Here is a 23678-nt window from a genome sequence, read left to right as displayed (position 1 = left end):
GGCTCACCCCCGCCCGCGATAGGGCGCGACGCCTTGCTCCGGCACCCACAGGCCCTTGGGTACGCGGCCGGTCTGCCAGAACACGTCGATCGGGATGCCGCCGCGCGGATACCAGTAGCCGCCGATCCGCAGCCATTTCGGCTTGATCTCGCCGGCGATGCGCTTGCCGATCATCACGGTGCAGTCCTCGTGGAAGGCGCCGTGATTGCGGAAGCTCGCGATGTAGAGTTTGAGCGATTTCGATTCCAGCAGCCACGCATCAGGCGCGTAGTCGATCATCAGATGCGCGAAATCCGGCTGGCCCGTCACCGGGCAGAGCGAGGTGAATTCCGGCACGGTGAAGCGCACCAGATAGTCGGTGCCCTTTTGCGGATTGGGCACGCGGTCGAGCTGGGCGTCTTCCGGTGTGTGCGGCCATTCGACCGCGCGACCGAGCTGGAGGGATTTCTTCGCCATCGTCGTCACATCCTGTTTCGGATGCCGGGATGGACGCAAATGCCGCTGCCGTCAACCGGCCGCGATCGTCTGGATCATGACGATGCGATCGTTGCCGGACTCGCAGCCCCAGAGCTCGCCCGGTCGGCCGTCGAGCTGGCGCACATTGGCGTTGGCCCTGTCGCTGGCGAAGACGTTGAACGTCTCAGTGGCGGGATCGAAGCGCACGATGGCGTTGGCCGAAAAATCCGTCAGCCAGACCTTGTCCTTGTGGTCGACAAAGACAGCGTAGGCGCGGGGACGCTCGCCCGGCAGCTTCCAGCTCTTCCAGGATCCGTCGGCGGGATCGTGCACCGAGACTTGGCCGCTGTTCCACTCGCTGACCCAGATCCGGCTCTTCGAATCCGACCAGACGCGCCGCGATCCCTGGTTCGGCGTCGGTGGCGCGACCACGGCGGCATCGCCGCTTGCCGGGTCGATCTTCGCGATATAGCTGCCGGCAAGCGAGGCGTACCAGACCTCGCCTTTGGGCGTCACCGTGATGCCATAGGGGCCGACGCCCTTGGGCGCCTTGAACACATTCATTTCGCCGGACCGCGGCGCGAGGCGGCCGTAATAGCCGGACTGGCCGGTGAACCAGTAGGTGCCTTCCTTGTCGAACACGCCGGTGTTGAGATTGGCCGAGGCGAACTTTTCCGGCAGGCGGAACAGCGTGACCTTGAAATCGCCGGGATCGACCCGTGCGATCGCGTTCTGGCCGCCCTCGGTGATCCAGGGCGCGCCATCGGGGCCGACGGTCACGCCATGCGGCGCGGCGCCCTGACCGAGGCCGACCGTCTTGAAACTGCCATCCCGGGGATCGAGCCTGCCGAGCAAGCCCTTGCCCTGCGCCGTGAACCAGACCGAACCGTCAGGGGCAGGCGTCAGATCGTGCAGGCCGATACCGGCACTGATCGGGAAGTATTTTGTCCGGAACGGGCCCTCCTGGGCAAAACTTGGGCGAGCCACGAACAGGGCGGTGCTGGAAGCAAGAAACTGGCGGCGATTCATGGCGTTACCCCGACTGCTTGGGATTGAGGATGCACGCACAGACCGATGCCCTCGACCTTAATCCTGGCGCCTTCACGCGTCAGTCGAAGTGCCACCCTCAAGCGTTCACATTTGCTTGCGGCCCGTGTAAGACCCGCGGCGAACCGATCAGCTCCAACGAACGGAAGTGCACATCATGACCGCCATCATTGACATCATCGGCCGCGAAATCCTCGATAGCCGGGGCAATCCCACCGTCGAGGTCGATGTCGTGCTGGAGGATGGCGCGCTCGGCCGCGCCGCGGTGCCGTCCGGCGCCTCCACCGGCGCCCATGAGGCGGTGGAGCTGCGCGACGGCGACAAGGCGCGCTATCTCGGCAAGGGTGTCAGCAAGGCGGTCGGTGCCGTCAACGGCGAGATCTTCGAGGCCTTAAGCGGTCTCGATGCCGAGCAGCAGGCCCAGATCGACCAGATCATGATCGACCTCGACGGCACCGCGAACAAGAGCCGGCTCGGCGCCAACGCCATCCTCGGCGTCTCGCTCGCCTGCGCCAAGGCGGCTGCGAATTCGCTCGACATGCCGCTCTATCGGTATGTCGGCGGCACCTCGGCACGCCTCTTGCCGGTGCCGATGATGAACATCATCAATGGCGGCGTGCACGCCGACAACCCGATCGACTTCCAGGAGTTCATGATCCTGCCGGTCGGCGCCTCGTCCTTCGCCGAAGGCCTGCGCTACGGCGCTGAGGTCTTCCACACGCTGAAGTCGGAGCTGAAGAAGGCCGGCCACAACACCAATGTCGGCGACGAGGGCGGCTTTGCCCCGAACCTGCCGTCCGCCGATGCCGCGCTGGAATTCGTCATGAACGCGATCGGCAAGGCCGGCTTCAAGGCAGGGACCGACATCGTGCTCGGCCTCGACTGCGCCTCGACCGAGTTTTTCAAGGACGGCAAATACGTCTATGAAGGCGAGGGCAAGACCCGCTCGATCTCCGAGCAGGCCAAGTACCTCGGCGACCTCGTCTCGCGCTATCCGATCGTCACGATCGAGGATGGCATGTCGGAAGACGACATGGACGGCTGGAAGGAGCTCACCGACCTGATCGGCAAGAAGTGCCAGCTGGTCGGCGACGACCTCTTCGTCACCAACGTCAAGCGCCTCGCCGACGGCATCAAGACCGGCCGCGCCAACTCGATCCTGATCAAGGTCAACCAGATCGGCACGCTGACCGAGACGCTCGCCGCCGTCGAGATGGCGCACAAGGCCGGCTACACCTCGGTGATGTCGCACCGCTCCGGCGAGACCGAGGATTCTACCATCGCCGACCTCGCGGTCGCCACCAATTGCGGTCAGATCAAGACCGGCTCCCTTGCTCGTTCCGACCGCACCGCCAAATATAATCAGCTCCTGCGCATCGAGCAGCAGCTCGGCAAGCAGGCGCTGTATGGTGGCAAGGCCGCACTGAAAGCACTGGCATAAGCCAGCGCTTCGACTCGAGAAAAGACGGACAGGGGAGGATCGACATGAGCGACGGCAAGACCGGACTGCAACTGCGTTCGCTGCTGAAGAAGAGCGGCGAGCTGGAATTGTCCCTCGTGAATGTCCCGACCCCGGAGCCGGCCGACGATGAGGTCGTGGTTCGCGTCGAGGCGACACCGATCAACCCGTCGGACCTTGGACTCCTGATCGGGCCCGCCGACATGTCGGCCGCCAAGGCCTCCGGCACGAAGGAGATGCCGGTCATCACCGCGACGATGCCGGAGGCTGCGATGCGGATGATGGGAGCCCGGCTCGATCAGTCGCTGCCGGTCGGCAACGAGGGCGCCGGCACGGTGATCGGGGCCGGATCGTCGGATGCTGCGAAGGCGCTGATGGGCAAGACCGTATCGATGATCGGCGGCGCGATGTACACGCAGTACCGCGTGCTGAAGGTCCGCGACGTCATGGAGCTGCCGGCGGGCACCACGGCCGCGGACGGCGCGTCCTGGTTCGTCAATCCGCTGACCGCGCTCGGCATGACCGAGACGATGCGGCGGGAGAACCACAAGGCGCTCGTGCACACCGCCGCCGCCTCCAATCTCGGCCAGATGCTCAACAAGATCTGCATCAAGGACGGCATCGGCCTCGTCAACATCGTCCGGAGCAAGGAGCAGGCCGATATCCTGTACAAGATCGGCGCCAAGCACGTCGTGGATTCCAGCGCACCGAGCTTTACTGACGATCTCACCAATGCGCTGGTCGAGACCGGCGCCACGATCGCCTTCGATGCCATCGGCGGCGGCAAGCTGGCCAGCCAGATCCTGACCGCCATGGAAGTTGCCGCCAACAAGACGGCGAAGGAATACAGCCGCTACGGCTCCAACGTGTACAAGCAGATCTACATTTACGGCAGCCTCGACAACCGTCCGACCGAATTGAGCCGGTCGTTCGGACTGACCTGGGGCGTCGGCGGCTGGCTGCTGACGCCGTTTCTCCAGAACATCGGTCCGGCCGAGATCGGTCGCCTGCGCCAGCGCGTCGCGTCCGAGCTCAAGACCACCTTCGCCAGTCACTACACCAAGGTGGTGTCGCTGACCGAGGTGCTCGATCCCGCCAACATCGCGGTGTACGCCAAACGCGCCACCGGCGAAAAATTCCTCATCAACCCAAATAAATAATCGTGATCTGCGACCGCAGGTCACCGAAGGAAGGTCTTGCCTTCTGAGCGAAGCCGGAGATTATTCCGCCGCCATTTGAACGCGGAACAAACCGCGGGGCGCTCAGAAGGGGACCTCTCCATGACTGATCTCAATCGCCGTCATTTGCTCACGGGCGCCGCCGCACTCGGTGCGGCTGCCGTATCCGGCTTCGGGCCGACCGCGGCCAATGCCTCAGTGCCGCCGACCGGCACGCAAGCGCCGGGCTTCTATCGCTATAAGGTCGGCAGCTACGAGTGCACCTCGATCAATGACGGTGCGCGCACCTTCCCGATGCCGGATAAGTTCGTCGCCAACATACCGAAGGACGAGGCGCTGGCGGCGGGTGAGGCGGCTTACATGCCGAAGGGCATGGTCACGATTCCGTTCAACCCGCAGCTCATCAATACCGGCTCGAAGCTCGTCCTGATCGACACGGGAAACGGCATTGCCAATCTCGAGGCGAGCAAAGGCGCTGTCGGCCGCACATTGCAGAACCTCCAGGCTGCTGGCGTCGACCCCAAGAACGTCGACGTTGTGCTGCTGTCGCATATGCATGGCGACCACATCAACGGCATTCGCCTGGCCGACGGCGCGTTGGCCTTTCCGAATGCGGAGATCATGGTGCCCGGCAAGGAGTGGGAGTTCTGGGCCAGTGAGGAGAACGCTGCCAAGGCCGAGTCCAATCAGGCGCTGAAGAACAATTTCGCCAACGTGAAGAAGATCTTCGCTGGCCTCGAGTCCAAGGTGACGAAGTACGAGTGGGGCAAGGAGGTCGCGCCGGGCATCACCTCGATCGCAACTCCGGGGCACACGCCGGGCCACACCTCGTTCGCGGTCGCATCGGGCGATGCCAAGGTGCTGATCCAATCCGACGTCACCAACATCCCGGAATTCTTCCTGCGCAATCCCGACTGGCACGTGATTTTCGACATGGATGCAGCGATGGCGCAGGCGACGCGCCACAAGTTCTACGACATGGCGGCGGCGGAGAAAGCGACCGTGGTCGGCTTCCACTTCACGTTCCCGGCGGTCGGTCATGTCGTGAAGGACGGCGCCAAATACCGCCTGGTCCCGTCGGCGTGGAATCCGACGATCTGATCGGGGTTACCGTCCGTGCGAAAGATCGGGCCGCCGCTTGGCGGCCTGATTTGTTTGGAACGAATGGCGCGGATCAATCGTAGCCCGGATGGAGCGCAGCGTAATCCGGGACCAGCGTAGCTCCGGGGCAGGGTCCTGGATTGCGCCGCGCTCCATCCAGGCTACGTCCCAAACATCTGCTTTCGCGAAACACAGCGTTTCCAAATCGGGCCGGTTCATGCACTTGCATTAAATGATCCGGATCGCTTAAGTGCCGCCCGGCACTCCAGCTCAAGCCCTCAAGGACAATCCATGGCCTACAACATCGTCACGATCGCCGGCAGCCTGCGCAAGGACAGCTTCTCGCTGAAGATCGCCAATGCGCTGGCCAAGCTTGCGCCAGCCTCGCTCAAGCTCGAAGTCGTCACGCCGGCCGGCATCTCGTTCTTCAACCAGGACCTCGAGGGCGCGCCGCCCGCGGACTGGCTGGCCTTCCGCGACAAGCTCCAGAAGTCGGACGGCGTCATCTTCGTCACCCCCGAATACAATCGCGCCATCCCGGGCGTGCTGAAGAATGCCATCGACGTTGCCTCGCGGCCCTACGGCAAGAGCTCGTTCAACGGCAAGCCGGTCGGCATCGTCTCGAACTCGCCGGGCCCGCTCGGCGGCGTCAGCGCCGCAAAGACTCTACAGAACATCCTGCCGGGCATTGCGGGCCCGATCATGCAGCAGCCGGAGATCTATCTGAACGCGGTCGGCGATGCCTTCGACGCCGGAGGTAACCTCACCAAGGACTCGCTGAAGCCCGTGCTCCAGGCCTATATCGACGCCTTCGCCGCGCATGTGACCAAGCACCACGGCTGAGGCGAAACACGCTCCGTCATGGCCGGGCTCGTCCCGGCCATCCACGTCTTTGCGGACCAAGAACGTCGATGCTCGGGCCTTCGCCGCGCCGAAGCGGCTTCGGCCGCGCAGGCGGGGCAAAGCCCGGGCATGACGATCGGCGGCAGGGGCAATTAATACCGCCTTAACCAACCTGTCCCATCTTCCCAAGATGGTCTCCCGCGCGCGCCTGAAATCGATCCTGACCGGTCTTGCCCTCTACGCGATGGCGGCCGCCATCGTCGGCTATTTCGGCGTCAACGCCTATACCGGCAAATACGGCCTCAACGCCCGCCAGGAGCTCGACCAGGAGATCATCGCGCTGACCAGCGAACTGGCCCAGCTCAAGCGTGAGCGCGCCAGGAGCGAGCAGCGGGTGTCGCTGCTGCGGTCCGAGCGGATCGACCCCGACATGCTGGACGAGCGGGCGCGCTTCCAGCTCGACTACGTTAATCCGCGCGATCTCGTCCGGATGATCCCGGCGCATTAGCGCTTTCCGCAGCTTTCGAAACCGACAACGAAAGCCGCTGCCGAAATCCGACCACAGTGCCCTTCCTCCTGCGAAGGTCGTAAGTCCGGAACCTCGTCTCCGCCTTGACGGCAGTGCCGCGGCGGGCCCATGGCTTCTGGTGGCACTCTTCCGAAGTTGACGCAGATCAAGCGGGCAGGGCCGGCGCGTTCTAGTCTGTCATCCGGAGGAAACAGTGATGAATGGGTCAATGCCCCGGCATCACGCGGCCCGTGTCGAGGCCGCCATCGCGTCAGGCCAGGCGGCACGATCCGCGCTTGTGGCCTCGTGGCGCCGTTCGTCCAGATTGCATCATCTCGATCCCGGCGGCCGCACCTCGCCGATGCGGCTGACCGAAGCCGAATTGCATCAGGCGCGCGAGCGCATCGCGCCGCTGCTGGCGGCGGCGCAAGGCGCGATGGACCGGCTCTATCAGGCCGTCGGCGCGAGCGGCTGCTGCGTGCTGCTCGCCGACGGCGAGGGCGTGCCGGTCGATCGTCGCGGCACGGCGGCGGACGATGCCACGTTTCAATCCTGGGGGCTGTGGACCGGTGCGCTCTGGAGCGAGGAGCACGAAGGCACCAACGGCATCGGCACCTGCCTCGTCGAGCAGCGTCCGCTGACGATCGACCGCGACCAGCATTTCTTCACCCGCAACACGCTTTTGAGCTGCACCGCCGTTCCGATCTACGACCATGAAGCGGCGCTTGCGGGCGTGCTCGACGTCTCCTCCTGCCGCGCCGATCGCACCGACGCGTTTTCCAGTCTGATCGCGCTTGCGACGGGCGAGGCGGCCAAGCGTATCGAGGCCGATCTGTTCCGCACGGCGTTCAGCCATGCCCGCATCGTCTTGACCCAAGCTGCGGACGGCCAATGCGGCGGCCTCATTGCGGTCGATGCGGACGATCTCGTGATCGGCGCAACCCGCTCCGCCCGGGCTGCGCTCGGAATCGCGCCGGGCCGGGCCTTGCAGCCGGTGCCCGCGGCCGATCTGCTCGGCGGCGATACCGCGCGCGATCATTTCGCCGGCGGGCAGCGCGCGGTGGTGCAGCGGGCGCTGCTTCGCGCCGGCGGCAATGTCTCGGCGGCCGCCAAGGCCCTCGGCGTCAGCCGCGCCACGCTGCACAGAAAGCTCAAGCGGTTCGAACTGAACCACTGAGCCGCGCTGCTACCTCAATCATCATTGCGGTGTTGATGCCGCGCGCTCGGCACTCCAGGCTCGTGCCCGGACGCAGCGCGTCGCTCTTTTTGCGACGTGGTGCGAGAGTGACGCGGCCCGCGACTGTCGCAGAACTGCGACAGGTCGGCCCCGCCATCGCTCCCATCGGGGCTGACAGAAAACACCTCCCGCGACATCGTCCGCGCAAGTCGCGAGTCACGCGACGAATTGCGCAAACAGCAAACATCGGGAGTGATCAATGAACAAGGTGGAATTCCTCAGCGTCACCAAAGTTCCCTTTGCCGAACGCTATGACAACTTCATCGGCGGCAAATTCGTCGCGCCGATCTCCGGCAAATATTTCGACAACGCCTCGCCGGTGAACGGCCAGGTCGTCTGCAAGATCGCGCGCTCGGACGCGCAGGACGTCGAGCTGGCCCTCGACGCGGCGCATGCCGCCAAGGGCGCCTGGGGCCGTACCAGCGTCGCCGAGCGCGCCGCGGTCCTGAACCGGATCGCCGATCGCATGGAAGAAAATCTCGAGCGTCTCGCCATCGCCGAGACCTGGGACAACGGCAAGCCGATCCGCGAGACCCGCGCCGCCGACATCCCGCTCGCCATCGATCACTTCCGCTACTTCGCCGGCGTCGTTCGCGCCCAGGAAGGCTCGATCGGCGAGATCGACCACGACACCATCGCCTATCATTTCCACGAGCCGCTCGGTGTGGTCGGCCAGATCATCCCCTGGAACTTCCCGCTGCTGATGGCCTGCTGGAAGCTCGCCCCCGCGCTCGCCGCCGGCAATTGCGTCGTGCTCAAGCCCGCCGAGCAGACCCCGGCCTCGATCATGGTCTGGGCCGAGATCATCGCCGACATCCTGCCGCCAGGCGTCCTCAACATCGTCAACGGCTTTGGCCTTGAGGCCGGCAAGCCGCTGGCATCGAGCCCGCGCATCGCCAAGATCGCCTTCACCGGCGAGACCACGACGGGCCGGCTGATCATGCAATATGCCAGCCAGAACCTCATTCCGGTCACGCTGGAGCTCGGCGGCAAATCGCCGAACATCTTCTTCAACGACGTCACCGCCGAGGACGACGATTACTTCGACAAGGCGATCGAGGGCTTCGTCATGTTCGCGCTGAACCAGGGCGAGGTCTGCACCTGTCCGAGCCGCGCGCTGGTCCACGCCGACATCTATGACCGCTTCATGGAGCGGGCGCTGAAGCGCGTCGCCGCGATCAAGCAGGGCGACCCGCGCGATGCCGCCACCATGATTGGCGCGCAGGCATCCGGCGAGCAGCTCGCAAAAATCCTGTCCTACATCGACATCGGCAAGCAGGAGGGCGCCAAGGTGCTCGCCGGCGGCGGACGTGCCGAGCTCGGCGGCGATCTCGCCGGCGGCTTCTATGTCAAGCCGACCGTGTTCGAGGGCCACAACAAGATGCGAATCTTCCAGGAGGAGATCTTTGGCCCCGTGGTCTCGGTCACGACCTTCAAGAACGACGAGGAGGCGCTCGAGATCGCCAACGACACGCTCTACGGCCTCGGGGCCGGCGTCTGGAGCCGCGATGCCAACCGCTGCTACCGCTTCGGCCGGGCCATCCAGGCCGGCCGGGTCTGGACCAATTGCTACCACGCCTATCCCGCCCATGCGGCGTTCGGCGGCTACAAGCAGTCGGGCGTCGGTCGCGAGACCCACAAGATGATGCTCGATCATTATCAGCAGACCAAGAATCTCCTGGTCAGCTACAGCCCGAAGAAGCTCGGCTTCTTCTGATCGAGGTGCGGAGAGGGCGGCGCCATCTTGGCGCCGTCCGCTCCGAAGGCCCGGATCGGCATGGTCCATAGTTCTTGATCCGGCCACGAATCTGCACGCGCACGTGGCGCGCATAGATTTGTTGCCCGATCAGCGCCAAAGATTTTCCAATATTTCGGCCACGTTGCACTGCGGCATAATGAAAGTCGTGCCATGCCGCTGCGGTGCTTTCCAAGGGCGTTTGAGTTGGGTTAGAGAGGACGAAAGTTTTCTCTGACCCGGAATTCCCATGGCCGCACCCAAGAAAGCCGCCGCAAGCACTCCACAGGACAAGACCGACGGCGGTTCGCCCCCGGAATTCACGAAGGAGCAGGAGCTCAAGGCGCTCCGCGACATGCTCCTGATCCGGCGGTTCGAGGAAAAGGCCGGCCAGCTCTACGGCATGGGCGCGATCGGCGGCTTCTGCCACCTCTATATCGGCCAGGAGGCCGTGGTGGTCGGCATGCAGATGGCCCTGAAGCAGGGCGATCAGGTCATTACCGGCTATCGCGACCACGGCCACATGCTTGCCACCGGGATGGATGCCAACGGCGTCATGGCCGAGCTCACCGGCCGCCGCGGCGGCTATTCCAAGGGCAAGGGCGGCTCCATGCACATGTTCAGCAAGGAGAAGCACTTCTACGGCGGCCACGGCATCGTCGGCGCCCAGGTCTCGCTCGGCACCGGTCTGGCCTTCGCCAATCACTATCGCGGCAACGACAATGTCAGCGTCACCTATTTCGGCGACGGCGCGGCCAACCAGGGCCAGGTCTATGAGAGCTTCAACATGGCGGAGCTCTGGAAGCTGCCGGTGATCTTCGTCATCGAGAACAACCGCTACGCCATGGGCACCTCGGTCTCGCGCGCCTCGGCGCAGCAGGATTTCTCCAAGCGCGGCGCGTCCTTCAACATTCCCGGCAAGCAGGTCGACGGCATGGACGTCCGCGCCGTCAAGGCCGCCGGCGACGAAGCCGCCGCCTGGTGCCGCGCCGGCAAGGGTCCCTTCATCCTGGAGATGCAGACCTATCGCTATCGCGGCCACTCGATGTCCGATCCTGCAAAATATCGCACACGCGAGGAGGTCGAGAAGGTCCGCCACGACCAGGACCCGATCGAGCAGGTGCGCAACCGCCTCCTGGCCGCCAAGGTCGGCGAGGCCGATCTCAAGGCGATCGACGCCGAGGTGCGCGACATCGTCAACGCGTCCGCCGATTTCGCCCAACATGATCCCGAGCCGGATGCCGCCGAGCTCTGGACCGACGTTTACCGCTGAACGCGCGCAAGCTTTCTTTTGGAGTCGATATGCCAATTCAAGTGCTGATGCCCGCGTTGTCGCCCACGATGGAGAAGGGCAACCTCGCCAAATGGCTGAAGAAAGAGGGCGAGACGATCAAGTCCGGCGATGTCATCGCTGAGATCGAGACCGATAAGGCGACCATGGAGGTCGAAGCGACCGACGAGGGGACGCTCGGCAAGATCCTGATCCCCGAGGGCACCGCCGACGTCGCGGTGAACACGCCGATCGCGACCATTCTCGCCGACGGCGAAAGCGCCGCCGATCTTGCCAAAGCGCCTGCACCGGCCGCGCAGAAGGCTGCCGAGTCCGCACCGCCCGCTGCGGCGAAGGCCGAGGCGCCCGCACCCAAGGCCGCTCCTGCGCCGCAGGCCGTCACCGAGCCCGATCCGGAAGTGCCCGCGGGCACCGAGATGGTGACGCAGACCATCCGCGAGGCCTTGCGCGATGCCATGGCCGAAGAGATGCGCCGCGACGCCGACGTCTTCGTGATGGGCGAAGAGGTCGCCGAATATCAGGGCGCCTACAAGGTCACGCAGGGCCTGCTCCAGGAGTTCGGCGCCAAGCGCGTCATCGACACCCCGATCACCGAGCACGGCTTTGCCGGCGTCGGCGTCGGCGCCGCGATGACGGGCCTCAAGCCGATCGTCGAGTTCATGACCTTCAACTTCGCCATGCAGGCGATCGACCAGATCATCAACTCCGCGGCCAAGACGCTCTATATGTCCGGCGGCCAGATGGGCTGCTCGATCGTGTTCCGCGGGCCGAACGGTGCGGCCGCGCGCGTCGCCGCCCAGCACAGCCAGGATTATTCGGCCTGGTACTCGAACGTCCCGGGCCTCAAGGTCGTCGCGCCGTTCTCGGCCGCCGACTACAAGGGCCTGCTCAAGGCCGCGATCCGCGATCCCAATCCGGTGATCTTCCTCGAGAACGAGGTGCTCTACGGTCACACCGGCGAGGTGCCCAAGCTCGACGATTTCGTGATCCCCATCGGCAAGGCCCGCATCGTGCGTTCTGGCAGCCATGTCTCGATCATCTCCTGGTCGAACGGCATGACCTATGCGCTGAAGGCGGCCGACGAGCTCGCCAAGGAGGGCATCGAGGCCGAGGTGATCGACCTGCGCACGCTGCGTCCGATGGACACCGAGACCATCATCAACTCGGTGAAGAAAACGGGGCGCGCCGTCACGGTGGAAGAGGGTTGGGCCCAGAGCGGCGTCGGCGCCGAGATTGCCGCGCGCATCATGGAGAACGCCTTCGATTATCTGGATGCGCCGGTTGCGCGCGTCTCCGGCAAGGACGTGCCGATGCCCTATGCCGCGAACCTGGAGAAGCTCGCGCTGCCCTCGGCGGCAGAAGTCGTCGAGGCCGCCAAAGCCGTCTGCTACAGGTAGACCATGGCGGGCCCGAAGGAGCAGCCACTTCCGCCCGACGTCATGACCCGCGACGACGCGGTCGAGATCCTGCGCGTGTTCGTGCTGGACGGCGGGCTGTCGATGGCGTTCCAGCGCGCCTTCGAGGAGCCCGACATGTGGGGGCTGCTGCTCGTCGATCTCGCCCGCCACGCCGCGCGCGCCTATGCGCGCGAGAGCGAATATACCGAAGAGGACGCGCTGAACCGGATCCTGGAGATGTTCCAGGCCGAGATCGAGCGTCCCACCGACACCGGCACCACGACGCCGCGCGGCAAGGGACACTGACCGTGGCGATCGAATCCCATCATTTCGATTTCATGCTGGAGGCGATCCGCGAGGCGGAGGCTTCGATCGCGCAGGGCGGCCTGCCGATCGGCGCGGTGCTGACGCGCGAGAACAAAATCATCGCCCGCGGCCACAACAACCGCGTGCAGGAGAACAATCCGATCCTGCACGGCGAGATGAGCTGCCTGCGCGAGGCCGGCGCGATCTCGTTCCACGACACGGTCATGTACACCACGCTGTCGCCATGTTCGATGTGCGCCGGCGCGCTGGGGCTGTTCAAGGTCAAGCTCGTGGTGATCGGGGAATCCGTCACTTTCGAGGGATCCAAGGACATCCTCGACAAGTTCGGCATCCCCTGGATCGATCTTGCCGACGAGCGCTCCATCAGCATGATGAAGAATTGGCGTTCCATCCCTGCCAATGAGCGCCTGTGGCAGGGCGACATCGGCAACTAAACCTGGTCTGTTCGTCTCCGCTGTCGGAGGCGACATTTTGCAAAGTTCTTCTTGAGGTCAGCATGCCCATCAACATCCTGATGCCCGCTCTCTCGCCAACGATGGAGAAGGGCAACCTCGCCAAGTGGCTGAAGAAGGAAGGCGACAAGGTCAAGTCCGGCGACGTCATCGCCGAGATCGAGACCGACAAGGCGACGATGGAGGTCGAGGCCATCGACGAGGGCACGATCGCCAAGATCCTGGTGCCCGAGGGCACGCAGGACGTCCCGGTCAACGACGTGATCGCGGTGCTCGCTGGCGAAGGTGAGGACGTGAAGGCTGCGGGTGCCGCCAAGCCCAGCGCTTCGGCCGCACCTCCGAAAGCCGCTGAGGCTCCCGCTGCGGCGCCAGCTCCCGCGGCTGCGCCTGCCGCTCCCAAAGCCGCGCCGCCGGCTGCTGCACCTGCGCCGCAGGCCGCAACTCCGGCCGCGCAGAGCAACGGCCAAGGTGGTCGCGTGTTCTCCTCGCCGCTGGCGCGGCGTCTCGCCAAGGACGCCGGCATCGACGTGGCGATGGTATCAGGCACCGGCCCGCACGGCCGCGTCGTCGCGCGCGACGTCGAGCAGGCCAAGTCGGGCAAGGGCCTCAAGGCGCCTGCCGCGGCACCGTCCGGTGCGCCCTCGATCGCGCCCACCATGTCGGACAAGCAGATCCTGTCGCTGTTCGAGCCCGGCTCCTACGACATCGTCCCGCATGACGGCATGCGTCGCACCATTGCCCAGCGCCTGACCGCATCGATCCAGAACGTCCCGCACTTCTACCTGACCATCGACTGCGACATCGGCAAGCTGCTCGCTGCGCGCGAGGAGATCAACGCTGCCGCGCCGAAGGACAAGGAGAAGAAGCCGCTCTACAAGATCTCGGTCAACGACTTCGTCATCAAGGCGATGGCGGTGGCGCTGCAGAAGATCCCGAACTGCAATGTCAGCTGGACCGAAAGCGGCATGGTCAAGCACCACCATTCCGACGTCGGCGTCGCCGTGGCGATGCCCGGCGGCCTGATCACGCCGATCATCCGCAAGGCCGAGACCAAGACGCTGTCCACCATCTCCAACGAGATGAAGGATTTTGCCGCGCGCGCCCGTTCCCGAAAATTGAAGCCCGAGGAGTACCAGGGCGGCACCACGGCGGTCTCCAACCTCGGCATGTACGGCATCAGCCACTTCACCGCCGTGATCAACCCGCCGCATGCGACCATCCTCGCGGTCGGCACCAGCGAGGAGCGGCCCGTCGTGCGCGGCAGCAAGATCGAGATCGCGCACATGATGAGCGTGACCCTGTCCTGTGATCACCGCGCTATCGACGGCGCGCTCGGCGCCGAGCTGATCGGCGCGTTCAAGCAGCTGATCGAAAACCCCGTCATGATGATGGTCTGACGCGGCGGCAGAGGGCGCAATTTTGCATGTCCGTACCCGCTGGCCATGGATATCGCTGCTGCTCGGAGCCGTCGTCGCGCTCAACCCGATCGGGCTCGATTTTCTGCACTCTGCGTTCTTTGCCGGCGAGCAGCTGGCACGGAACATCGCCCAGCCCATCGTGCTCATTGCTCTGGCCGTCATGGTCCTGGCGCTGATGCTCGAATGGCTGGTGAGGTCTTTTCTGGTCAAGCGCCGCGCCCGCGGCGCCTCTTGAGTTGAACGGGAGCCGCCATGGCCGACACATCCTTCGACATCATCATCATCGGCTCCGGTCCCGGCGGCTATGTCACCGCGATCCGCGCCGCTCAGCTCGGCTTCAAGGTCGCGATCGTCGAGAAGTCGTATCTCGGCGGCATCTGCCTGAATTGGGGCTGTATCCCGACCAAGGCGCTGCTGCGCTCCGCCGAGATCTATCACTACATGCAGCACGCCAAGGACTACGGCCTCTCGGCGGAGAAGGTCTCGTTCGACCCGAAGGCCGTCGTACAGCGCTCGCGCGGCGTCTCCAAGCGGCTGAACGACGGCGTCGGCTTCCTGATGAAGAAGAACAAGGTGGGCGTGATCTGGGGCGCGGCCTCGATCGACGCGCCCGGCAAGATCACCGTGAAGAAGTCCGACGTCGAGGCGCCGAAGGGCACGCTGGGCGAGGGGAGCTACCAGGCCAAGCACATCATCCTCGCCACCGGCGCGCGGCCGCGCGTGCTGCCCGGGCTCGAGCCCGACAAGAAGCTGATCTGGACCTATTTCGAGGCCATGGTGCCGGAGAAGATGCCGAAATCGCTGCTGGTGGTCGGCTCCGGCGCGATCGGCATCGAGTTCGCCTCGTTCTTCCACACCATGGGCTCGGACGTGACGGTAGTCGAGGTGCTGCCGCAGATCCTCCCCGTCGAGGACGCCGAGATCGCAGGCCTTGCGCGCAAGCGGCTGGAGAAGCAGGGCATCAAGATCATGTCCTCGACCAAGGTGACCAAGCTGGAGAAGAAGGCCGACAGCGTCGTCGCCACCATCGACGATGGCAAGGGCAAGCCTGTCACGACCGAGTTCGAGCGCGTGATCTCGGCGGTCGGCGTCGTCGGCAATATCGAGAATCTCGGCCTGGAAAAAATCGGCGTGAGGACCGACCGCGGCGTCATCGTGATCGACGGCTACGGCAAGACCAACGTCCCCGGCATCTATGCCATCGGTGACGTCGCGGGGCCCCCGATGCTCGCCCACAAGGCCGAACATGAGGGCGTGATCTGCGTCGAGGCGATCAAGGGCCTGCATCCGCATCCCATGGACAAGAACCTGATCCCGGGCTGCACCTATTGCCAGCCGCAGGTCGCGTCCGTTGGTTTGACGGAAGCCAAGGCCAAGGAGAGCGGCCGGGAGATTCGCGTCGGCCGCTTCCCCTTCGTCGGAAACGGCAAGGCGATCGCGCTCGGTGAGGACCAGGGCCTGGTCAAGGTCATCTTCGACAAGAAGACCGGCCAGTTGCTCGGCGCCCACATGGTCGGTGCTGAAGTGACCGAGCTGATCCAGGGCTACGTCGTCGCCATGAACCTGGAGACCACGGAAGAAGAGCTGATGCACACAGTGTTCCCGCATCCGACCCTGTCGGAGATGATGAAGGAAGCCGTGCTGGATGCGTATGGGCGGGTGTTGAATATCTGATGGATGAGCCGGCGGTCTGTGGGACCCGTCATCCTTGTAAGTCTGAGGTGCGAGGCCAGCGGTGCATAGCACTGCTGGCCGAGCCTCGAAGGATGAACGGCCGAGCTGCAGCAGCCGGGCTCGTCGCCCTTCGAGGCCTTCGCTTCGCTCCGGCGCCTCAGGGTGACGGGTTTGATAGAGAAATACGAAAACAAGAAGAGGGAATGAACCCATGCACGACAACGACAACCTCACCATCGAACGCCCGACCTTCGTCACCCATCTCGAATGCGCGATGGAGGGCGATCACTACGCGGCCGACCAGGTCCACAATCTCTCCAAGGCCGGCAAGCCGCTGCTCGTCCGCTATGATCTCGCTGGCGTAAAGAAGGCGCTGACCAAGGACGCGCTCGCGCAGCGGCCCGGCGACATGTGGCGCTACCGCGAGCTGTTGCCGGTGCGCAAGTGCAAGGACATCGTCTCGCTCGGCGAAGTCACCACGCCCCTGATCCGGCTGCCGAAGCTCGGCAAGAAGCTCGGCGGCGGCGAGATCATCGTCAAGGACGAGGGGCGGCTGCCGACCGGTTCGTTCAAGGCGCGCGGTCTCGTGATGGCGGTGTCGATGGGCAAGGCGCTCGGCATCAAGCACATGGCGATGCCGACCAACGGCAATGCCGGCGCGGCGCTGGCGGCCTATGCGACGTCCTGCGGCATCAAGACCACGATCTTCTGCCCGGCCGATACGCCGGAGGTGAACGTCAGCGAGATCGAGCTGCAGGGCGCGACCGTCTACCGCGTCAACGGCTATATCGATGATTGCGGCAAGATCGTCGGCGAGGGCAAGGCAAAAGTCGGCTGGTTCGACACCTCGACCTTGAAGGAGCCGTACCGCATCGAGGGCAAGAAGACGATGGGCCTCGAACTCGCCGAGCAGCTCGGTTGGGACGTGCCCGACGTGATCTTCTATCCGACCGGCGGCGGCACCGGCCTGATCGGCATGTGGAAGGCGTTCGACGAGCTCGAGAAGATCGGCTTCATCGGTTCGAAGCGCCCGCGCATGGTCGCGGTGCAGGCCTCCGGCTGCGCGCCGATGGTGCGGGCCTATGACGCCGGCACCGAGCATGCGACGCGCTGGGAGGACGCTCACACCATCGCGTCCGGCATCCGCGTGCCGCAGGCGATCGGCGATTTCCTGATCCTGCGCGCGGTGCGCGAGAGTAAGGGCTTTGCCATCGCGGTCGACGACGACAAGATTTCGTCGGCGCTGAACGAGGTCGCGCGCGAGGAGGGGCTGCTGCTCTGCCCCGAGGGCGCCGCCACCTACGCCGCCTACAAGGACAGCCTCGCCGACGGCCGCGTCTCGAAGGATGACCGCGTCATGCTGTTCAATTGCGCGACCGGCCTGAAATACCCGCTGCCGCCGGTCACCCGCACGCTCGACCGTCACAAGCCGATCGACTACACGCAGTTCTAGCTTGCTTCTCCCTCGCCCCGCTTGCGGGGGCGCGACGAGCTTCGCTCGCGCTGGGAGGGTTGGGGTGAGGGGGAGTCTCCGCGGGGGCGGTGACAGCTGAACTTGCGGAGACTCCCCCTCACCCGAAATCCGCGCTACGCGCGAATTCCGACCTCTCCCCGCAAGCGGGGCGAGGTGAAGAAAAACAAGAACGACATCGCTGGGGAGAAGACAATGACGAAGGCCGTCTGGGCTGCGCTGTTTGCTATTCTCACTGTGACCGGCGCCGCGCGCGCCGATGACTATCCCTCCCGTCCCATCACCATCATCGTGCCCTTCTCGGCCGGCGGCCCGTCGGATGCGATGGCGCGTGTGCTCGCCGAGCGGATGCGAACTGCGCTCGGCCAGCCCCTCGTGGTCGAGAACGTCACCGGCGCGGGCGGGTCGATCGGCGTCGGCCGTGCCGTGCAATCGCCGCCGGACGGCTACACCATCTCCTTCGGCCATCTCGGCACCCACGTCGCCAATGGCGCCGTCTACAAGCTCAAATACGACCTCGTGGCCGACCTCGAGCCGGTGGTGCTGCTGCCGAGCAATCCGATGATCGTCGTCAGTAAGAACGCTGTGCCGGCGACGTCGCTGAAAGAGCTGATCGAATGGCTGAAGTCACGCCCGTCGCCGCCGACAGCGGGCACCGCCGGCGCGGGCTCCGGCAGCCATATCGCCGGCGTCTATTTCGAGAGCGTCTCCGGCATCAAGCTGCAATACGTGCCGTATCGCGGCACGGCGCCCGCGCTGAACGATCTCATCGCCGGTCAGATCGACGTCATCGTCGACCAGACCTCCAACTCGATTGCCCAGGTCCGCGCCGGCACCATCCGCGCCTATGCCGTCACCGACGACAAGCGCCTGTCCTCGGCGCCGGAGATTCCGACAGCGGAAGAGGCGGGGCTCAAAGGCTTCAACATGACGCTGTGGTCGGGCATGTGGGTGCCGAAGGGCACTCCCAAGGAAATCGTTGCCAAACTCAATGCTGCGGCGGTGGAGGCGCTGAACGATCCCGCCGTGAAGAAGCAGCTCGAAAGCCAGGGGCTGGAGATGACGCCCAAGGATCAGCTCACGCCGGAAGCGCTCGGCACCCGCCAGAAGGCCGAGATCGCCAAATGGTGGCCGATGATCAAGGCGGCGAACATCAAGGTGGATTGAGCACGTCGCATGGCCGCAGGCCTGTCCTGGCGTGGGAATCCGGCGCCGCCGCATCACATCGTGGCGTCACCGGGCTCCGACAGTGCGGTCTCCAGGCACTGCATCAGGGCCGGCGTTGAAAACGGCTTGGCGAGAAAGCAGGTCGCGCCGGCCCTCAGTGCGCGGTCGCGTACGGACTCGTCCGGAAAAGCCGTCATGAAGATGAAAGGCGTGACGTGCCCGAGACCGCGCATATGCGTCAACAGCTCGACGCCGCTCATGACCGACATCTGCACGTCCGTGATCACGCAGCAGGTCGTCTCAAGTTCGGCGGATTGGAGAAATTCGTGAGCCGAGCCAAAGGTGTAGACCGTGTACCCGCGCGACGTCAGGAGGTTGTTCGTCGCAAGGCGAACGGAGGGATCATCATCAATGACGGAAATGATCGAAGACGCTGACAATATGATCGCTCCTGCACGGGGAGCCGCCGGCCGCGATTCAGCCGCTTGGGGAAGGTGGGCCACCGGAGCGAGATTGGAAAGCATACTTAGGTTTGCAGATGACCCCTGTTGCGCGGGATTCCGAGCGCGTCGGTCATTCTGACGAGGTCCGCCAACGACTTCGCTGCCATTTTCCGCATGATCTGGCCGCGATAGATCTTCACGGTGATTTCAGCCAATCCCAGCTCGGCGGCGACTTGCTTGTTCATCAGGCCGGATGCAACCAGGGCGAGCACATCGCGTTCGCGCGCCGTCAGCCCCTCGTAACGGGATCGCACGCCCGAGATCGACTGCTCGGCATCGCGCCGCTTGCGATCGCGTTCGATCGCAGCCTGCACCGCATCCAACATGTCCTGGTCGCGCACCGGCTTGGTCAGAAAATCGACGGCACCACTCTTCATGGCTCTTACGGTCATGGGAATATCGCCGTGACCGGTGATGAAGATGATGGGCGTGTGAATATTGGCTTTAGCGAGGTCCGCCTGGAGGTCGAGGCCACTCAAGCCTGGCAGGCGGATGTCGAGCACGAGGCAACTGGGGACCGCAGGCGGTTTGGCTTCCATGATCTCCGCCGCCGAACTGAAGGCTTCGACCTTGAGACCGACCGATTGAAAGAGATTGGTGAGCGCACGGCGCATCGACGGATCATCATCGACGATCAGGACGATCGGATCAGCGGCGCTCGCCTGGGCCTGCTTGGCATGATCAGTCACGACGTGTCCTTGTGTGGCAAGGGCAGGGCGATCTGGAATGTTGCACCACTCCCTTCATTTTGAATGGCCGAAAGCCGGCCCGCATGAGCCTCGATGATCGATCGGCAGATCGAGAGTCCCATTCCGAGACCGCCCGATTTCGTCGTGAAGAAGGGGTTGAAGATGCGTTCCTTGACGTCTTTGCCAAGGCCGACACCGCGGTCCGTCACGGTGAGGAGCAGGCGATCGTCGTCCGTCCGGCTCGAGCGGATCGCCAGCTCGCGCGGGCGGTCGACATTGGCATGCATGGCTTCGATGCCGTTCACCACCAGGTTGATCAGCACCTGCTGCAGCTGGATCCGGTCGCCGCAAATCCTGGGCAGGTCGGACGCCAACTCCATTCGCACCGACACCGCATGGATCGCGAGCTCGCGCCGAACCAGCGCCACTGCCTCCCTGACGACCTGGTTGATGTCGAGTGGAGCCATTTCGATCTCGGTCTTCTTCGCAAGCGCTCTGATCCGGCGGATCACCTCGCTTGCCCGGTTGGCGTCCTCGACAATCCATTCTGCGGAACGGCGCGCGGCCTTCAGGTCGGCGGGGTCGCGGTCAAGCCAAGCGATGCAAGCGTCCGCATTGGAGATCACCGCGGCAATGGGCTGGGTGATTTCGTGGGCAATCGAGGTGGTCAGTTCGCCGAGCGTCGTGACGCGGGTGACGTGGGCGAGCTCGCCTTGCGCCTTGCGCAGCGCCTCTTCCGCCTGCTCGACGCGGATTGCCGCCGTGACGTCGCTGCTGACGCCGCGATAGCCGAGAAAATTGCCTGCCGCATCATGGAAAGGCTTGCCGCTGGTCCGAACGTAGATTGGAGATCCGTTGCCATCCCTGCTGCGGTAGATCAGATCGCGGAACGCAACGTGGGCATCGAGCGCCGCGCGATGCTGCTCCCATTTCTCCGGCTCGAACTCGGCGTCGGGCGGAATGTCCCAGCGGGTCAGGCCGATCAGGCCCTTCGGCGCCGCGCTGGAGGTTTCGGCATGCTCCGATATCCTGGTGATGCGGTGGTCCGGCCCGGTCTCCCAGAACCAGTCGGATGCGGTTTCGGCATAGTCGCGGAATCGCTGTTCGGATGTCTTGAGCTCGTCGAACGCCTTATGCAGCGCATCTTTCGCCGCGAACTGCTCGGTGACGTCCACGTGCGTGCCGATGATTTCCATCACCTCGCCGTCGCGGCCGATCACAGGATGTCCCTCGCTGTGGACGCGTCTGATCGAGCCGTCGGGGCGCACAATCCGGAAGTCGATCTGGAAGGGCTGCTTTTGCCTGACAGCTTCACGTTCCACCTCGACAATCCGCCGAAAGTCCTCCGGCAGGATACGTTGCTGAAAAGCCCGGGCCGGGACATCGGTCTGGTCCGGCTCAAACCCGAACAGTCGGTACAGTTCAGTCGAGCGGTAGGCGAACTCCTGACGATGAACGTCCCAGGCCCAGCTGCTCGTCTGGCTGAGGCGTTGGGCTTCGGCCAAATAGGCTTCGCTGCGACGCAGCCTCTGTTCCGCTTCCTTCGCAATCGTGACATCGGTCACCGCTCCGACGAACTCGATGCGCCCGGATGGGTGCCGCACGGCGCGCGCCACGGAATGGAGATATTTGATCGATCCGTCGGGCATCAGCAGGCGGTATTCGTGGTCGAAATCCTCCGCCAGCCGGTAGGCCCGATCAAGGGTGCTGCGGACTGTGTCGCGATCTTCCGGATGGATGCGCTGAAAGGCGAAGTTCAGGGTCGGCTTCGTCGCAGGGTCGCATTGGAAGATGCGGAAAGTCTCCCTCGACCAGACCGCCTCGCCGGTGGCGAGGTTCAAGCCGAAGCTGCCGGTGTGGCTCAATTCCTGGGCCTGGGCGAGGTAGGCCTCGCTCTGTCGCAGCGCATCCTCGGTCTCCTTGCGCTGGGTGATGTTCTCGCAGGCGACCAGCAGGATCGGCGTGCCGTCGCCGCGCAACATCGCCTTGGCGTTCTCGCGGACCCAGAGCACCGACCCGTCCTTCCGGAACTTGCGAATCTCCCAGGTATGCGACTGGTCCACGGTCGTGAGGCACAAAGCGACGCATTGACGAACGAAGTCGTGGTCTTCCTCGAAGAAGACGTTCAGCACGGATTGGCCGATCAGCTCCGCCGTCGTGTAGCCCAGTTGTGCGGCGCCAAACGTATTCACGTTGAGCACCGTTCCGGCCGGATCGACCATGAAGTACATGACCGGGTTGTGCTCGAACACCTCGCGCCATTGCTTCATGGCGTCACGCAGATCGGCGTTCTGCCGCGAGGCCTCAGCTACCGCGGACCGGTCCTTCTCGCCGTTGCCGAATGATCGAAGCGCCGCAAGGCCGCCGAGCAGGAATTGTGCGGCCGAAGTCCCGATTTTCGTGATCTGGCCAGGCATCATCGCAAGCGTCCCGGCGCGCCAGCGTCAAGGCGAGTAGAGCACTTTGCCCGAACAGGGGCAATTGGCTCCGACCAAAGTCGGATTGCCGGCAAAACTCCCGGTTGCCGTGCAGCTTGCGCGCGTTGCTCCGTCTCGTTGCGCGGGCGGGCAGAGGTCCGCAAAACTACGGCCAAACCTATGTATAGCTCGCACAACCCTAGTTCTAGCGCGCATTTACCTCCGTACAATTGAGCGATGCGTTGCAGCCGGCCTAGTTTGGCAGCCAATCGAGAGGAGACGATTGCGGAGCACAAATTGCTGAAAGGCTCCGGGGGTGTTGCCCCAAAAGAGCCAGGCTCTGCATCCGCCCCTGACTTGCCGGATGAATTGGCAGTCACGATTGAGAAGCCGCATTTTCCGTGACGACCGTGGCGACCCGTGCTTGCGCACAAGGAAGCCGGGACCCCTAAGAGGTCAAGAGGAGAGGATGATGTGCGATAGCCCCGACTACTCCGAGCGCCGTCCCGAGTCCAAAGGCTGTGCTGTCTGCGCGGCGAAGTTTGGCCTGATCCGATACTATTCCTGGCGGACGCCGGTCTGCTCGAGGAAATGCCTCGACCGGTTCAGGGCGCGCCGCGAGCGCGACCGTCGCTGGTTGTTCCGATATCAGGCGGCCTGAGGACCAGCCGCCGCGTCTGCCACCTCAGGCAATTTCTTCGTCGGGAGGCTGCGTTGAACCGTACCTGCAAGCTCCTGTTGGCGATCGCGCTGCCACTTTCGCTGGTGACGGGCGTGGAGGCCGACGAAGCCGGACCGGATGGTTCACATCGTCACCATCCGCCTCAGGATCAACTGCTGCACGAGAAGTTCTATTCGAGCTGGCACATGCCGGACAATCCGGTTCTGAGCTGCTGCAACAATGCCGATTGCTACCCGACCGAGATTCGCTACGTCGACGGCAGGATCTACGCGCGGCGCCGGGAAGACGGCAAATACATCCTGATCCCGTCGCAGAAGGTCGAGCGCAACAGAGACAATCCCGACGGCCGCAACCATATCTGCGCGCCACCGCCGTCCGCCTCTCTGGTCGACCTGGTCTACTGTTTCGCGCTGGGAGGTGCCACGTGAGATTCATATTGGTGAACGGCAGAACCCCGTTCCGCAAGACGTCGTGCCTTTGGTGCTGCGAGGAGATCGATGGTGGCTATCTGCGCGACGCCAGGACGCTGCTGCGCTACTGCGGCTACGACTGCTACGCACTTCATCACGAGTCCGCGCCGTTGATCGAGGGACGCACGCGCGCGGCATCTTGAGTAGTCGGGCCGC

At 64.3% G+C, this 23678-nt stretch carries 23 protein-coding genes; 18 read left to right on the top strand and 5 right to left on the bottom strand.

What is annotated here, in order from left to right:
- Positions 1-3: 3 nt before the first annotated feature.
- Both queF and GGD62_RS05025 read right to left on the bottom strand, forming a co-directional pair.
- On the bottom strand, positions 4-456 hold the full coding sequence (gene queF, locus GGD62_RS05030) for a preQ(1) synthase (RefSeq protein ID WP_177237123.1): 453 nt from the start codon (positions 454-456) through the stop codon (positions 4-6).
- Positions 457-507: 51 nt separating this feature from the next.
- Positions 508-1485, bottom strand: a complete 978-nt coding sequence (locus tag GGD62_RS05025) for a lyase (protein WP_183234372.1) — start codon at positions 1483-1485, stop codon at positions 508-510.
- Between the two features lie 175 nt (positions 1486-1660).
- On the opposite strand from GGD62_RS05025, the gene eno reads away from it, so the two are divergent.
- The 16 genes from eno (at position 1661) to GGD62_RS04945 (ending at position 18761) form a co-directional block, all read left to right on the top strand.
- Entirely contained in the window at positions 1661-2944 is a 1284-nt protein-coding gene (gene eno, locus GGD62_RS05020; protein ID WP_179736470.1) for a phosphopyruvate hydratase, read from the top strand.
- Positions 2945-2988: 44 nt separating this feature from the next.
- On the top strand, positions 2989-4122 hold the full coding sequence (locus GGD62_RS05015; protein ID WP_092256967.1) for a zinc-binding dehydrogenase: 1134 nt from the start codon (positions 2989-2991) through the stop codon (positions 4120-4122).
- Positions 4123-4242: 120 nt separating this feature from the next.
- The gene (locus GGD62_RS05010) at positions 4243-5241 is read left to right on the top strand and encodes an MBL fold metallo-hydrolase (RefSeq protein ID WP_092256965.1); all 999 of its coding nucleotides are present in this window, start codon (positions 4243-4245) and stop codon (positions 5239-5241) included.
- A gap of 291 nt (positions 5242-5532) precedes the next feature.
- On the top strand, positions 5533-6084 hold the full coding sequence (locus tag GGD62_RS05005; RefSeq protein WP_018320285.1) for an NADPH-dependent FMN reductase: 552 nt from the start codon (positions 5533-5535) through the stop codon (positions 6082-6084).
- Positions 6085-6274: 190 nt separating this feature from the next.
- A complete protein-coding gene (locus GGD62_RS05000) occupies positions 6275-6592 on the top strand; it encodes a septum formation initiator family protein (protein WP_018320286.1) in 318 nt (105 codons plus the stop codon).
- 217 nt (positions 6593-6809) lie between these two features.
- Positions 6810-7769 (top strand): GAF domain-containing protein, encoded by a 960-nt coding sequence (locus tag GGD62_RS04995; protein WP_183707365.1) that lies wholly within the window; start codon positions 6810-6812, stop codon positions 7767-7769.
- Positions 7770-8028: 259 nt separating this feature from the next.
- The gene (adh, locus tag GGD62_RS04990; protein ID WP_018320288.1) at positions 8029-9546 is read left to right on the top strand and encodes an aldehyde dehydrogenase; all 1518 of its coding nucleotides are present in this window, start codon (positions 8029-8031) and stop codon (positions 9544-9546) included.
- 268 nt (positions 9547-9814) lie between these two features.
- On the top strand, positions 9815-10837 hold the full coding sequence (gene pdhA / locus GGD62_RS04985) for a pyruvate dehydrogenase (acetyl-transferring) E1 component subunit alpha (RefSeq protein WP_018320289.1): 1023 nt from the start codon (positions 9815-9817) through the stop codon (positions 10835-10837).
- Positions 10838-10866: 29 nt separating this feature from the next.
- Positions 10867-12252: a pyruvate dehydrogenase complex E1 component subunit beta gene (locus GGD62_RS04980; RefSeq protein WP_183707363.1), complete on the top strand. Its 1386-nt coding sequence runs from the start codon at positions 10867-10869 to the stop codon at positions 12250-12252.
- Between the two features lie 3 nt (positions 12253-12255).
- Positions 12256-12558 carry a DUF5076 domain-containing protein gene (locus GGD62_RS04975; RefSeq protein WP_018320291.1) on the top strand — a complete coding sequence of 101 codons (303 nt, stop codon included), beginning with the start codon at positions 12256-12258 and terminating at the stop codon, positions 12556-12558.
- 2 nt (positions 12559-12560) lie between these two features.
- Entirely contained in the window at positions 12561-13013 is a 453-nt protein-coding gene (locus GGD62_RS04970) for a nucleoside deaminase (RefSeq protein ID WP_183707362.1), read from the top strand.
- 62 nt (positions 13014-13075) lie between these two features.
- Positions 13076-14428: a pyruvate dehydrogenase complex dihydrolipoamide acetyltransferase gene (locus tag GGD62_RS04965; protein ID WP_183707360.1), complete on the top strand. Its 1353-nt coding sequence runs from the start codon at positions 13076-13078 to the stop codon at positions 14426-14428.
- A 22-nt stretch (positions 14429-14450) separates the two neighbouring features.
- On the top strand, positions 14451-14684 hold the full coding sequence (locus GGD62_RS04960) for a hypothetical protein (protein WP_018320294.1): 234 nt from the start codon (positions 14451-14453) through the stop codon (positions 14682-14684).
- Between the two features lie 17 nt (positions 14685-14701).
- On the top strand, positions 14702-16123 hold the full coding sequence (lpdA, locus tag GGD62_RS04955) for a dihydrolipoyl dehydrogenase (protein ID WP_183707358.1): 1422 nt from the start codon (positions 14702-14704) through the stop codon (positions 16121-16123).
- 211 nt (positions 16124-16334) lie between these two features.
- Entirely contained in the window at positions 16335-17576 is a 1242-nt protein-coding gene (locus GGD62_RS04950) for a threonine synthase (RefSeq protein ID WP_018320296.1), read from the top strand.
- A 213-nt stretch (positions 17577-17789) separates the two neighbouring features.
- Complete coding sequence (locus tag GGD62_RS04945; protein ID WP_183707356.1) at positions 17790-18761, top strand: tripartite tricarboxylate transporter substrate binding protein BugD; 972 nt, start codon at positions 17790-17792, stop codon at positions 18759-18761.
- Positions 18762-18814: 53 nt separating this feature from the next.
- On the opposite strand, the gene GGD62_RS04940 is transcribed toward GGD62_RS04945, so the two are convergent.
- The 3 genes from GGD62_RS04940 to GGD62_RS04930 form a co-directional block, all read right to left on the bottom strand.
- Entirely contained in the window at positions 18815-19201 is a 387-nt protein-coding gene (locus GGD62_RS04940) for a response regulator transcription factor (RefSeq protein WP_183234364.1), read from the bottom strand.
- Positions 19202-19287: 86 nt separating this feature from the next.
- Entirely contained in the window at positions 19288-19953 is a 666-nt protein-coding gene (locus GGD62_RS04935) for a response regulator transcription factor (protein WP_092256941.1), read from the bottom strand.
- Positions 19950-22373 carry a PAS domain S-box protein gene (locus tag GGD62_RS04930; RefSeq protein ID WP_183707354.1) on the bottom strand — a complete coding sequence of 808 codons (2424 nt, stop codon included), beginning with the start codon at positions 22371-22373 and terminating at the stop codon, positions 19950-19952. Before GGD62_RS04930 ends, GGD62_RS04935 begins: the two co-directional genes overlap by 4 nt.
- 711 nt (positions 22374-23084) lie before the next feature.
- Here GGD62_RS04930 and GGD62_RS04925 point away from each other — a divergent pair.
- Together GGD62_RS04925 and GGD62_RS04920 are read left to right on the top strand one after the other, a co-directional pair.
- Positions 23085-23480 carry a hypothetical protein gene (locus tag GGD62_RS04925; protein ID WP_092256935.1) on the top strand — a complete coding sequence of 132 codons (396 nt, stop codon included), beginning with the start codon at positions 23085-23087 and terminating at the stop codon, positions 23478-23480.
- Entirely contained in the window at positions 23477-23665 is a 189-nt protein-coding gene (locus GGD62_RS04920; RefSeq protein WP_177237119.1) for a hypothetical protein, read from the top strand. The genes GGD62_RS04925 and GGD62_RS04920 overlap by 4 nt, the downstream gene beginning before the upstream one ends.
- Positions 23666-23678 lie beyond the last annotated feature (13 nt).

Source organism: Bradyrhizobium sp. ERR14 (assembly GCF_014198235.1).
In the GTDB taxonomy this organism is placed as follows: Bacteria; Pseudomonadota; Alphaproteobacteria; order Rhizobiales; family Xanthobacteraceae; genus Bradyrhizobium.
The sequence above is the reverse complement of the archived record's forward strand: the minus strand, read 5'-3'. Positions and strand labels throughout refer to the sequence as shown.